We start from the raw sequence: 13,120 nt of genomic DNA on the forward strand, positions 1-13,120 counted from the left end.
AGTTTTTTAATATGCTTGATTATCGGCTTTAGGTTAAATCCTAATAATTGACTCATTACATAAAATGACTGGTTATAAGCCTTTAAAAAAAGACCTTCTTTCAAAAAATGTATTGGATTTTCACTTAATGTTAATTTTTGTTCTATTTCCATTACATGACCCTCTTTATTTAATTTTACCCTTGTGCCACCGCCATCGACACTTTCAGCGTCGCCGGCGGCGGGGGCGGCGCGATTGTGGCTTCGCCGCAACAGCGCAACCCTAAGGGAAAATGCCCCAACTTACGCAGGGGCGTTATTCTTTGTTAGATTGTCCTCTCAGGCACCATAACCGCCCCCGCGGCCCAAGGATTAAGGACTAAACGCTAAAAACTAAGGTGCGGGGCAAACAACATAGTAGCCAGGGGAAGCAAGGCCATCGTCGACAAAGCCGTTGAACGAGGCGACAGCGTACCCACGGCTACCTGTTGCGCCACTCGCCCAGTAGTAGTAGTAGCTGAGGACGAAGCCCGCACCATCGTAGCGGGACATGTGGCCCCACTCCGTGAAAAATCCTGAACCTATATTACGCTGGTAATAATTACCAGATGAATGAGGCAAGGCGCCAGAAATAGGACTACTACCAGTTCTGACTGAATTGGTTAAATCGCTGACCCTAGGCACCCGATAACCTAAACGACTACACCAAGTGGATTGGTTGGACCAAGTATCCCGTTTATTACCCCGATGGACGAACCATTGCTTTAACACAAATCCATACCGAACCTCATTACCACTACTATCTCTACCCACCAACTCAAACTTCTGTGGCAAAGAGGGTACAATTAGAGAACTAGGACTATCTGAATTTATCTGAGCACTACTCGCCCTAGGACCATGCAATGTTACCTTACCATAACTATTGACTGTAGCTGTTATATCACCATTCGTGACAACAGACCATGTCAACTGACTTGCATTAACTCCTGTAGGCATCTCTAAGTTAAAATACAACCCATCAGCACCCGTTGTAGGAAAATTTTGGTCGTAAGAAGATGGATTTGTAGACTGAGTTAAAAAACCCTTTGTAGGAGACCATATGCTAGCTGGGCCTGCGTAACTGAAATCGTCACGGACATTATACATCCCAGGGACAGAAACACTATTACCAGTACCACCAAAGACCAAAAGCGGCCTTGCGTACTGCACAAAGTAACAACCACCAGAAGAATCCGGCTTGATGTAATACGTCGCAGCACCTTCACTAAAAGTAGTACTATTCGGCAAACCATATCGTGTAGTTATACTTCCCCCTGCACTACTTAAAGTTACCTTATACGGGGCACTACATTTACTTAATGTCTCACCACGACTACTAACAGTTCTGCCATCTTTATCCTTTATTGATAACGATATAATACCTGATGCTGTTACTCCTCCATTAACCCCCCGGCCATCTCCATCATCATCTCCCCACTTCCCTTCGCTCATTAGACGACTTAAAGTGGTATATCTTGCCTCCAACGGTATCACCATATGAATATCATTAAATGTATAATTACCACTAGGTAACATTATCGGATTGGTAGCACTCGATGTGTTAGTTGATGGCCTGATAACTCTACCATTCGGCAACTCTATTGCAAAAAAGCTGTCTGTATCCGTTACCTTTGTTCGACCTCCATCAAATGTTAAATATGGCGCACTTCCCTCTATTACCCTTGATGTCTGGGCCGTTAATGCCACAGAACCCTGTGAATACGACAACAAGAGCAACAGTGCGAAGAACAATGCCGATTTAGATAACAATGAAGGTCTAAACCATAATAGCGGCTTGAATACTAATGACGGCCCTAATAACCACTTGGATATCGACGATAATTTTGCCGAACATGTGGCCGATGACCTGACTAAAGAGGTTTCCGAGGATGTTGCCGAAGTACCCGCCGAAAACATCGCCAGTAAAGACCTCGATGACGGCGCCGATTTCGCTACGCGAAATGACCTCGCTGATGAAAATAAGAACTGTGTCTGATTTCGACTACGGTGAAAATAAAAAAGTTTTAAGGCGTAGGTTTGGCAGGCCAGATGCCAGATGCCAGATGCCATAAATGGTAACGCATTTCGATTATCCTGTCAAGTAAATTTTTGTTTTATTTCGATTTTTTATAACTGACTGCTCTAATAATGAGCACTCCCTTGCTTTGTAAGCGATTAAATTATAACCGCTTGACCAATAATGCGCTACCTTTTTTGTTAAAAATTTGTAAAGTTTTGTTAAAGGATGAGTTAGCCTACGTTGGCGGGCTACTGGGGACGACTTTTGCTGGTGGTTTTTGGCTAAAAACCAATAAATAAAAACTTTAATAAAATCAATACCTTTTCTGACCGATTTTTGATTAAATTTGAGGAGTTTGTTTGGTGGGGAGGTTGTCGATTTGTTGTTAAATTGATGTTATTATATTGCTGTTTATTAATACAATAATAGGAATTATGTTGATAACATGGATATGCCGAGGTAGTCGGTTTACGTCAATGGATGGAAATCCGAAAAGCTGTGCTAGGATTATATTGCTACTCTTTATTTTCATTCTTGCTTTTGTTCCATTAACCTATTGCTTTGCACAAGAAAGATCCTACCGAAATAAAGACGATCATCTCCTTTTTACGCCTAAAGTGGAGGATATCTATTTGTTTAATTTAGCGAATGTCGGAAGAAATGGTAACGATGATTCTAACGATTTTATTTATGATCTGTATCAAGAGAAGATCATTAAAATAGATGATTCTGATATTGATAACTTCAATACTGATAAGATTGGTAGATATCAAGACCTTTATGTGGGAATGAAGTTGTTAAGCTATAATTCAAGCAATTATGTCTACACTGTTGCACTTTCGAATGTGGCTTATACTTCATTAAGCCAAGCTAAATCAAATCTCATTTTGTCGTCTTCTTATACTAGGCAGCATAATTCACTTGATGATCGGGAAATGGCTGACTTGCGTCAAAACGATATTATGACCGATGTCATTCGTCGATCTTTAGGTAAATCCTCTAAGAAGGATCCTTATTATTCTGTGTTTAAGCCGATGAAACATGATGTGTATTTAATTGATTTAGCTAAATTTAATACCTTTAATTATAAATACAGTAATGAGTTTAATCAGGATGATATCTATCAACAAAACCTGACTAATATAGATGGCGTAAGTACAGACGATTTTAATAAAGACGCGAAGAATAAGAGTAAGAAGATCTATGTTGGTATGAAGATGGATTTTTACAGTTTAAGAAACGATTATTATCAGTTTGCTGTTTCAAACTCAGGTTATACGTCGTTAAAAGAGGCTAAAATTAAGCTTCCGTCTTTTGATTATAATCTTTTTGATTTGACGATAAGTGGCAAGGCGGTAAGGTATATGATTAATCATGGTATCATTGTCGATAAAGTTCGCGAATCAGAATACCTAAGTAAAGAAGAAAATGATAATAAGAAGTAGTTACAAGATAATGCTAACCTTGTGGCAATATTGATAAAAATCAGGTGGTTGTTGATACCTGATTTTTGTTTGTATGCTAATTATGGTGATTAATCGTCACTATATCCTAAGCTGCGCAATGCTCGCTCATCATCAGCCCAACCTGCTTTGACTTTGACCCAAAGCTCTAGATGGACTTTGTTGTCAAAAAATGACTGCATATCTTTGCGGGCTTCGATGCCTATTTTTTTGATTTTTTCGCCTTTATTGCCGATGACCATTTTCTTTTGTCCATCGCGTTCAACTAAGATTAATCCGTTAATGCGATACATTCCATTGCGTTCGTCTACTTTAAATTGTTCAATTTCAACAGTCACGGAATAAGGTAATTCATCACCTAAAAAACGCATAAGTTTTTCGCGGATGATTTCCGACGCCATAAAGCGTTGCGAGCGATCAGTAATGTAATCTTCAGGAAAATGGTGTTCGCCCTCGGGTAAGTGTTTTTTGACGATATCTTTGATAATATCAATACCCTCTCCTTTTTCAGCACTAATTGGCACAACATCAAGAAAGTTAACTTTTTGGCTAATAGTTTGAATATGCGGTAATAATTGTGTTTTGTCGGTGACGTTGTCAATCTTATTAATCACTAGCAGAACTGGACTTTTGCAGTCTTTGAGTTTGTTAGCGACCATTTCGTCATCGTCAGTCCAATGGGTGCCTTCCACCACAAAAATCACTAGCTCCACATCGCCAATTGAGCTGCTTGCTGCTCGATTCATTAAACGGTTAATGGCTCTTTTTTCTTCAATATGAAGTCCAGGCGTATCGATATAGATAATTTGGTCGTTATCTTGGGTGTCAATACCGACAATACGGTGCCTTGTGGTTTGTGCTTTACGTGATGTGATCGAGACTTTTTGCCCAAGTAATTGGTTTAATAGGGTTGATTTACCTACATTTGGTCGCCCAACAATGGCGACAAATCCACAATGTTGTGTTGTTTCTGTCATTTTATACCTAATTGGTTGAGAGCTTCTTGTGCAGCTGCTTGTTCTGCTTTTCGGCGACTTAAACCACGACCTAAATACTCGTGGTTATCGTTGTCGATTTTGCATTGAATTAAGAATTCTTGCTCGTGGTTATCGCCCGTTACTTCAAGAATTAAATAACATGGGCGGGGACGATGAGTTCCTTGTAAATGCTCTTGTAATCTTGTTTTAGCATCTTTTTGTTTAATGCCGGGTTGAATTTGGTTTAAGCGACTTTGATACCACGCTAAGATTAGCGGGCGAATTGTGTCGATGTTGCTATCTAAGTAAATGGCACCGATAATGGCTTCAACGGCATCTGAAATAATCGATTCACGGCGAAACCCACCGCTTTTTAGCTCGCCTTGTCCTAAAATAAGGTGATCACCCAATTTAAAATCTTTACCGATTTCGGCAAGTGTTTGCCCGCAAACTAACGTTGCTCGCATTTGGCTTAAGTCACCTTCGTCTTGTTTGACAAAACGGTGATAGAGTTCGTCAGCAATGACAACACTTAAAATAGAGTCCCCTAAAAACTCTAAACGTTCGTTATGCAGTTTATTAGCACTTCGATGAGTAAGTGCTAATTCAAGTAGGGAGATATCTTGAAACTGATAGCCGATTGATTGTTGAATTTGACTAAATTTTTTCATAATTATAGTTATTAATGTATACCACCAATACGACTAAAGCGAATTCCAGTAGGCCATTGGTCGGGCTGTTTTTCAAAGCTCATCCAAATAGCAGTTGCTTTACCAACAAAGTTACCTTCAGGTACAAAACCAAAGTATCGACTGTCGCCACTGTTATCGCGGTTGTCGCCCATCATAAAGTAATGACCTTGTGGCACAACCCAAGTGGCTATAGGTTGACCATTTTGGCGGTAATAGTAATTTGGATCTTCTTGGGAGCCTTGAGTGATTAGAATATTATGTGGCGTGTTGCCTAGAGTTTCTTGTTGAATATTTATATTCAATGTCACGATAGATTCAGAATCGACAATACCTTTGTCGGTATATTGATCTAAAGTATAGAAGCGAGGAGCTGATTTAAACTGTTCATGAACTTCTTTCCAATTGCTTGGTTTGGGTTCACTATAATGTAAATCAAGTGGCTGTGCTTGTTGCCCTACACAATTGGTATCGGTAATTGGGCACGCAGGATAAATGACGATTCTCTTTTCTTTAACAAGATAGACGATTTTGTCACCCGGTAGACCAACTACACGTTTGATAAGATCCATTTTTGGGATACTTGGGTGTTTAAATACCGCTACATCACCGCGTTTAGGCTGTCCTGTTGGAATGATGACGGTGTTAGTAATAGGATCACGCAAGCCATAAGCGTATTTTTCAACAGCAATAAAATCGCCAACGAGCAACGTTTGCATCATTGATCCTGATGGGATTTGAAACGGCTCATATAAAAATGAGCGGATAAAAAATACCACAAATAAAACAGGGAAAAATGATGCGAAGTTTTCAACCCAACCTTTGGGTTTTCCAACTTCGGCAAGTATCTTTCCATCTATTTCGCCATTGCTTTGGGTGCGAATTTCTTCAACTTTTCGCTGCCTTGCGGGTTTCCATTTAAATTTTTCTAAAAACCAAAATATCCCGGTAATAAAAGTTGCTACTGTTAATGTGATGGCAAATGTTCCAGCCATTTTTTTTCCTCTTTAAATGAATCTTCTTACCAATTCGTTTTAGTTAGTTAATCTTTTCCTACATGCAAAATCGCTAAAAACGCTTCTTGTGGTAATTCAACATTACCCACTTGTTTCATGCGTTTTTTACCTTCTTTTTGCTTCTGTAAAAGTTTCTTTTTACGACTTACGTCACCACCATAACATTTGGCTAATACGTTTTTACGTAACTGTTTGACTGTTGATCGTGCAATGACATGATTGCCGATAGCTGCCTGAATAGCGATATCAAATAGTTGACGAGGAATAAGATCTTTCATCTTTTCGACTAATTCTCGTCCTCGATAGGGTGCATTATCTTTATGGGTGATTAGGGCTAATGCATCCACTCGCTCACCGTTAATTAATACATCCAATCTTACCATATCGGCCGCTTGGAATCGTTTAAAACTATAATCTAATGAGGCATACCCACGCGAAGTCGATTTGAGTTTATCAAAAAAGTCTAATACAACTTCAGTCATTGGAATTTCGTACGTTAAAGCAACTTGATTACCATGATAAACCATGTTGGTTTGCACGCCGCGTTTTTCAACGCATAGTGTGATGACGTTACCTAAATAAGTTTGCGGAACTAATATGTTACATTCGGCAATCGGTTCGCGTAATTCCTGAATGTTATTCACTGCAGGTAATTTTGCTGGGCTATCAACATAAATTGTTTCGTTCGATGTGGTTAGCACTTCATAAACAACTGTTGGCGCAGTAGTAATAAGATCAAGATTGTATTCACGCTCTAAACGTTCTTGGATAATCTCCATATGCAGTAAGCCAAGAAAACCACAGCGGAATCCAAAACCTAAAGCGCCAGAATTTTCCGGTTCGTAAAATAGCGATGCATCGTTTAGGCTTAATTTACCAAGCGCATCACGAAAAGCTTCATAATCATCGGAACTGGTTGGGAATAACCCAGCATAAACCTGCGGTTTAACCTTTTTAAAACCCGGTAATGGAGTTTGTGCAGGTGCTTTTGCTAAAGTTAAGGTATCACCTACTGGGGCGCCTAATATATCTTTGATAGCACAAACCACCCAGCCCACTTCGCCGCAATGCAAGCATTGTTTGTCAACTTGTTTAGGGGTGAATATGCCAAGTCGATCAACGTTATAAGTCATGCCTGTGCTCATAACTTTGATCTTATCACCTTTGTTTAATTCGCCATTTTTTATGCGAATTAATGAAACTACACCCAAGTAATTATCAAACCACGAATCAATAATCAGTGCTTGTAATGGTGCTGTTGAGTCCCCTTCTGGTGGCGGAATGTCGCTAACTAATTGTTCAAGTACATCAATAACACCAACACCAGTTTTAGCCGAACAGCGAACAGCATTGCTTGCATCAATGCCAACAATGTCTTCGATTTCAGCCGCTACGCGCTCTGGTTCAGCCGCCGGTAAGTCAATTTTGTTAAGAACAGGAACAACTTCAAGATCCATATCTAACGCGGTATAGCAGTTTGCTAGCGTTTGCGCTTCAACACCTTGCCCCGCATCCACAACTAATAATGCGCCTTCACAAGCAGCAAGCGAGCGCGATACTTCGTACGAAAAATCAACATGGCCTGGCGTGTCGATAAAATTGAGCTGATAGGTTTCGCCATTTTTAGCATGATAATCAAGCGTGACACTTTGTGCTTTAATGGTGATCCCTCGCTCACGCTCAAGATCCATTGAGTCGAGCACTTGGGCTTCCATTTCGCGATCTGACAGTCCACCACAAATCTGAATTATGCGGTCTGAAAGCGTTGATTTACCATGGTCAATATGGGCAATAATTGAAAAATTGCGGATATTTTTATTCATATTAATAAATTATAATTAGTATTTCGGTTATTAACGGTTAACTATCTAATCAACTACCTAAAACGCCTTTTGGTTATTACCAGCATTGCAAATAATTATATAGTCAGAAAGAGGAACATTTTACACATTTATCGCAACTAAGCATAGCGATATCGAGAAGTTTGCGCTTATTTCTGGATGATATTTTGTGCAATACGTTCAACCGTGGTACGCGGTAAATTACCAATGACGATAATATTTTTGTGACCTAAGTTAGTTGAATAAATAGTTTGTCCGCCTTGTTGAATGATTTGGTTTGATTGCTTCGCTTGTTCTGACGAGATGTTGACTGTAAACGAAAATACACCATCTGAATACAACTTGGTGGCAATATCAGAGCTATAAAAATTCAAATTATAGGCAGCTATTTCTTTAAAGCCTTGTGGTAACCAAGCTAGTCGCCATTGGTCGAGCAAATTATTTTGTTTTTCGATCGATAGTAAAATGGGGTAAGTTCGGCCGTTTATATAACTAATAATCTGTTTTTTATCAAATTTGTCATCAAGCTGAATGACTTTTAGTTGGCTAATGATATCGTTATTTTGATCTAATAGATCAACCCTAATTGGTAAATAAGTTTCATCATCAATCCAAATCACATAGCTATAACGATCTTTTTCTTTCGCAACAATTTTGACCAGTTGTGCACTGCGATTCGCGGTTCTTGCTTTTCCTAATATAATAAAGTCGTAAATATCTTTTAGATCATTAAAATTATTATAAATAACATCAGGGAAAACCTCGATAATACGGGAACTTGTAATCGAAAACGATGGGCTGTCTGGTTGAAAATAACTAGTTATGCCTTTATGCAGGATGATCTCTTTATCTGGACCTTCAAGATAACGTAGACATGCGTTAACAGCCTCTTTACTTGTTGCCCCTAAATGACTATATTCAAATGTGGTTGCATACTGATCTTTATCTTGGGATAAGAAGTGAATGCGGTAATCTTGCGTTTGCGCTGCATGATTCATTTTGTTTAATAGCGCTAAGGCATCGTTTGTGTCATCTGCATAAATCGACGCTGAAAAAAATGCAAAAAACAGAGCAAAAATAATGTTTTCACTCTGTTTTACACAATGTAGCAAGAAATTATAATGGGGTAATTTCATTTTGAATTAATGAGCGTTTAGTCTTTTTTGTAATTCATAATCTTGTACAAGCAATCTGATTTTGTCGTATTGTCGCTTTTCAAGTAGTTGTTGATCATTTTGTTGATGAATCCCACCTACAGGCGCAACATTAACCCCCACTGGAATGGTGTTTAATGTAGGGCTTCCATTGGTATTATCAGTTTGGCTTTGTTGATATTGTACACCAGCAATAATACCAAGCGTTACACACGCAGCAAGTCCAACTTGGCTTGCTTTAGCAAAAAAGTCTTTAACGTGAATCCAAATTAGATTTTCAGCTTTTGGTAATGTGGTTATGTTGGTATTAGGCTGATCAGGAAGTTGATTGTATAAATCTTCGCTTGCAATAGCTTGAGCGATTTGATTAGAAATATCTAACGTCAATACACTACTATGCAACTCACCTCGCATTGTGTCTCTTACAATATGGTAGCGGTGCCAGCATGATTGCAAACTTTCATTTTGTGATACTTCATCAATAATATGATCGTTTGCGAACTCACCATCCATAAGTAATGAAAGTTGCTCTTTCTGTTCTGTTTGCGTAGTAAATTGCATAGTAAATACCTTAAATGTATGACTACTCTTTATTAGTTTATAGCCATTAACTGAGTAATGGTTTTATTTTTTCATCTATTGCATCACGTGCTCTAAAGATCCGCGATCGCACTGTTCCAACAGGTGTATTCATAATTTCAGCGATTTCTTCGTAACTTAAACCGTCAATTTCACGCAAAGTAATTGCTGTTTTTAAGTCATCAGGTAGCGCTTCAATCGCTGCAAATACGGTTTTTTTTACTTCTTCTGAAAGGGCTAGATTTTCGGGGTTATCAAAATCCCTTAATGAATCCGCACCTTCGTAACTTTCAGCTTCGCTAGCATCAATATCTGATGACGGCGGCCTTCGCCCTTGAGAAATTAAAAAATTTTTTGCCGTATTAACCGCAATTCGATACAACCATGTGTAAAAAACACTTTCACCTTTAAAAAGACTTAACGACCGGTACGCCTTAATAAAAGTCTCTTGTACAACATCGGGAACTTCAGACGCTAATACATAACGAGAAACCAAATGAGCTAATTTATTTTGATAACGAACCACAAGTAAATTAAATGCGTTTTTATCGCCGTTAAGAACGCGATCAACTAATACTTGGTCTGTTACTTGCTCCCCCATTAAAGGCCATTCCTTATTATGTTAATAACTGTCTATCGGCCCATATTTGTGCACACTAACAGTTAGATGCTTAAATTGAAAAAAAGTTCCCATTATTTTAATAGAAATTTAATTATTTTACTTATTAATTGTAAATTTTTATTCTTTTTATACTAAAACGGATCGTTTTCTGAAACTTTTAGACATAACCCTGTCTAAATAAGATCATTTTTAGATCGTTTAATTGAGTGGGATTATATCTCGTTCACCACAGTCATTATAAGTGATTTGATAAAATTGAGGTAGATTAAAATTAACTGAGCTACTAGTCGTAAAAGTAAAACGATCGTCTGATAGGGCATAAAATTCGTTAATATCTTTAACCATGTTATCTTTTGATCCGTTACAATTACGGTAAATTTCCACTTGGTTGTGTTCGTTTAGGATATAAAGATCAAAACCTGTATCGGTATCTTCAAAAAAGAATTGAATGATCCCGCTATAAGCAACGCTGTCTATTTCTATCGGTAGCTCATTGGTTTCGTCTAAAATGTTCAGTGGTCTGCCTTGTACTTTGTTATTGGATACCGCACCATAAAAATCGATCGCATTTTCAAATTGATGACTGGAAACACCTAACCGTTCAAAAAATAGGTACCAAGAAGATCCGCCTATTCTTAATGGTTTGACTTGCGTTGAGTTATTTTGAGTCGTAGTTAAACGTAGATCAATACATTCATCCATGAGCTTTTTCATTTGCTGTTTGATTTCACCGCTTAAATATTCACTATAACAAAAAATTTCGATCGAATTGGGCAAGTCTGCATCTTTGTGCATGCGATTTAATAATGCCTTAATGGCTTCAAGCATGGATAATTCACCACTAAAATGGAGTACGCGAATTTCATTCCACGAATTGCGATAAAGAAGATCAATTGATCCCACCAAACTTAGCTCGTCTTTGCCGTAATTAAGTACGCTATTAGTTACCCCATCGTCTGAGTCAATATTAACTGTAGGATCATCTTCTATATTTAAAATAATAGCTAAGTGACGGATTTCACAAGGACCATATAACTGCTCTTCAGTTGCTGCAGGCACGTCAATAGGAAAGTATTTTTTTAGATCCGCGATTAATTTATTAATTTTTGAGTCATTTCGATTTTGACCATCACGATAATAAAAGTGAGTTGAATCCGCAATTAACCCGTTGAAATAACACCACCCCACCAATTTTACTAGGTATTTGCTGTATTCCAAATATTGATGACCAATGATTGATTGCATCATGGGTTTTTGATTATAAACATACCATCCCGCTCGATTGATGCGATCTTCAGCCACATGAATAAACGTTAATGCGTCTTCTTGCAAATTATCTGATATATTAAGCTTTAAAGTGGTGATCTTACCCGGCAATACTTCAAAAGCGGCATAGAGCTTGCGCGTTAAGATCGCCAGATCTTGAGGACTAATCAATGAGTCTAAATTATTACGACGACCAAAATTGAGTAAATTTCGATAGCCTGTCATCATGGTGTGTAACAAGATTTCATGTATTTCTCGTACTTGTCCTATTTTCCAAGTTTGACAGGCATCTAATTTTGTAATTTGTTGCTCATTCCATCCCCAATCATTTACTAAATTAGTCAAAATAGTACGACGCCATGACGGTGACTGCATTGGAATGGATAGTTTTTCATTTACTTTTAAGTAAAAACAGTTGCGAATTAATTCAAGGCGCTGGAAATCGTTAATTTCAATAAGATAGTTACTAATTCTGTCTAATAACATGTAGTATGAATCAAGATACATTCCTTTATGTATTTTACCATTTTGAATGAGTTCTCTCATTTGATAAGCAACGGGCTTATTTTGTGGGTAAATCCATGAATACGCTTCTAATAATAGGGTTTTAAGTACCGCTTTAAAGGGTGAATCAATACTTTTATAAAGTTGCCATAAACTTGCGCCAAAATACTCTTCAGCCGATAAGCCGGTTAGCGGGCCAAAATCAATCCATTGTTCTCGTTCAATTAACTTAAGATCAACCATTGCGTTAACGCACTCTTCATAAGTTGGATAAGTGACGTTATTTACAGTGAAATTGTAAGGTACCGCAAACCACAATAAAAATTTACCCGCTAATAAATTGGCTGAACGATAAAACTCCTCAAGTAACAATATATGCTGTGCAGATCCGCAATTTTCGCCCATTAGACATTCATGATGCTTATTGATAAAACGATCAGCATCAACCACAAATAACGTTAATTTGACTTGCAAATTGGCTGCCCATTTTTCGATTAAACGACATTTTTTCTGTAAGGCTTCTTTTTGTTGCTCTGTTAAGCTGTTTTCAATACATATCCAAATATCAAGATCTGATTGAATTGATTGCCCAATAGAACAGGTGCTACCCATTGAATATAAAGCAGATATTGTTGGGAGAGTAGAAGTGAGTGTTTTATTTTTGGTTGCAATAAAATTGAATTTACTTTTAAGTAGTTTATTCACATCATCGGATAATTGGTAACAAGCAATGCCTGAAGGTATGTTACCCTCCATATATCCTGGTAACTCAGGAGTATGATAATGGAAAAGAGCAGGAAGTAACAAAAATACCTGTTGAAACTCATCAGGCATGCCACATAGAGCTCGCTCTCGTTTTAAATCAGCAAGATCTTCAAGTTCTTTTTTTATGTTATTGATATAATATTGCATGGCTTCAATTAGGTAAAACACGCGTATTAAATTAACGCATTTAGTAAATCTAGCATGTTA

General features: G+C 37.9%; 10 protein-coding genes. 1 reads left to right on the forward strand and 9 read right to left on the reverse strand.

Annotation, left to right across the window (positions count from 1 at the left end; genetic code table 11):
• Positions 1-371: 371 nt before the first annotated feature.
• Entirely contained in the window at positions 372-2,087 is a 1,716-nt protein-coding gene (locus tag GA0061081_RS04590; RefSeq protein ID WP_141683337.1) for a hypothetical protein, read from the reverse strand.
• Positions 2,088-2,471: 384 nt separating this feature from the next.
• On the opposite strand from GA0061081_RS04590, the gene GA0061081_RS04600 reads away from it, so the two are divergent.
• Positions 2,472-3,482 (forward strand): hypothetical protein, encoded by a 1,011-nt coding sequence (locus GA0061081_RS04600; protein ID WP_141683338.1) that lies wholly within the window; start codon positions 2,472-2,474, stop codon positions 3,480-3,482.
• Positions 3,483-3,571: 89 nt separating this feature from the next.
• On the opposite strand, the gene era is transcribed toward GA0061081_RS04600, so the two are convergent.
• From era to GA0061081_RS04640, 8 genes are all read right to left on the reverse strand, one after another.
• A complete protein-coding gene (gene era, locus GA0061081_RS04605) occupies positions 3,572-4,477 on the reverse strand; it encodes a GTPase Era (protein WP_091347516.1) in 906 nt (301 codons plus the stop codon).
• Positions 4,474-5,151: a ribonuclease III gene (gene rnc / locus GA0061081_RS04610; RefSeq protein WP_425337784.1), complete on the reverse strand. Its 678-nt coding sequence runs from the start codon at positions 5,149-5,151 to the stop codon at positions 4,474-4,476. The genes era and rnc overlap by 4 nt, the downstream gene beginning before the upstream one ends.
• An 8-nt stretch (positions 5,152-5,159) precedes the next feature.
• A complete protein-coding gene (gene lepB, locus GA0061081_RS04615) occupies positions 5,160-6,161 on the reverse strand; it encodes a signal peptidase I (protein ID WP_091347520.1) in 1,002 nt (333 codons plus the stop codon).
• A 47-nt stretch (positions 6,162-6,208) separates the two neighbouring features.
• Entirely contained in the window at positions 6,209-8,005 is a 1,797-nt protein-coding gene (lepA, locus tag GA0061081_RS04620) for a translation elongation factor 4 (RefSeq protein ID WP_085247418.1), read from the reverse strand.
• A 167-nt stretch (positions 8,006-8,172) separates the two neighbouring features.
• A complete protein-coding gene (locus GA0061081_RS04625) occupies positions 8,173-9,159 on the reverse strand; it encodes a MucB/RseB C-terminal domain-containing protein (protein ID WP_091347521.1) in 987 nt (328 codons plus the stop codon).
• Between the two features lie 6 nt (positions 9,160-9,165).
• On the reverse strand, positions 9,166-9,738 hold the full coding sequence (locus GA0061081_RS04630) for an RseA family anti-sigma factor (protein ID WP_091347523.1): 573 nt from the start codon (positions 9,736-9,738) through the stop codon (positions 9,166-9,168).
• 46 nt (positions 9,739-9,784) lie between these two features.
• Positions 9,785-10,357, reverse strand: a complete 573-nt coding sequence (gene rpoE, locus GA0061081_RS04635) for an RNA polymerase sigma factor RpoE (protein ID WP_091347525.1) — start codon at positions 10,355-10,357, stop codon at positions 9,785-9,787.
• 219 nt (positions 10,358-10,576) lie between these two features.
• Complete coding sequence (locus GA0061081_RS04640) at positions 10,577-13,060, reverse strand: class I adenylate cyclase (RefSeq protein ID WP_091347527.1); 2,484 nt, start codon at positions 13,058-13,060, stop codon at positions 10,577-10,579.
• Positions 13,061-13,120 lie beyond the last annotated feature (60 nt).

It is taken from the genome of Gilliamella bombicola (assembly GCF_900094945.1).
Taxonomy (GTDB): Bacteria; Pseudomonadota; Gammaproteobacteria; order Enterobacterales; family Orbaceae; genus Gilliamella; species Gilliamella bombicola.

Excerpts from the sequence above, each read along its gene's own strand:
- GA0061081_RS04590 (WP_141683337.1), bottom strand. The coding sequence starts at position 2,087 with ATGGCATCTGGCATCTGGCATCTGGCCTGCCAAACCTACGCCTTAAAA.
- GA0061081_RS04625 (WP_091347521.1), bottom strand. The coding sequence starts at position 9,159 with ATGAAATTACCCCATTATAATTTCTTGCTACATTGTGTAAAACAGAGT.
- lepB (WP_091347520.1), bottom strand. The coding sequence starts at position 6,161 with ATGGCTGGAACATTTGCCATCACATTAACAGTAGCAACTTTTATTACC.
- lepA (WP_085247418.1), bottom strand. The coding sequence starts at position 8,005 with ATGAATAAAAATATCCGCAATTTTTCAATTATTGCCCATATTGACCAT.
- GA0061081_RS04630 (WP_091347523.1), bottom strand. The coding sequence starts at position 9,738 with ATGCAATTTACTACGCAAACAGAACAGAAAGAGCAACTTTCATTACTT.
- GA0061081_RS04640 (WP_091347527.1), bottom strand. The coding sequence starts at position 13,060 with ATGCAATATTATATCAATAACATAAAAAAAGAACTTGAAGATCTTGCT.
- rpoE (WP_091347525.1), bottom strand. The coding sequence starts at position 10,357 with ATGGGGGAGCAAGTAACAGACCAAGTATTAGTTGATCGCGTTCTTAAC.
- GA0061081_RS04600 (WP_141683338.1), top strand. The coding sequence starts at position 2,472 with ATGTTGATAACATGGATATGCCGAGGTAGTCGGTTTACGTCAATGGAT.
- era (WP_091347516.1), bottom strand. The coding sequence starts at position 4,477 with ATGACAGAAACAACACAACATTGTGGATTTGTCGCCATTGTTGGGCGA.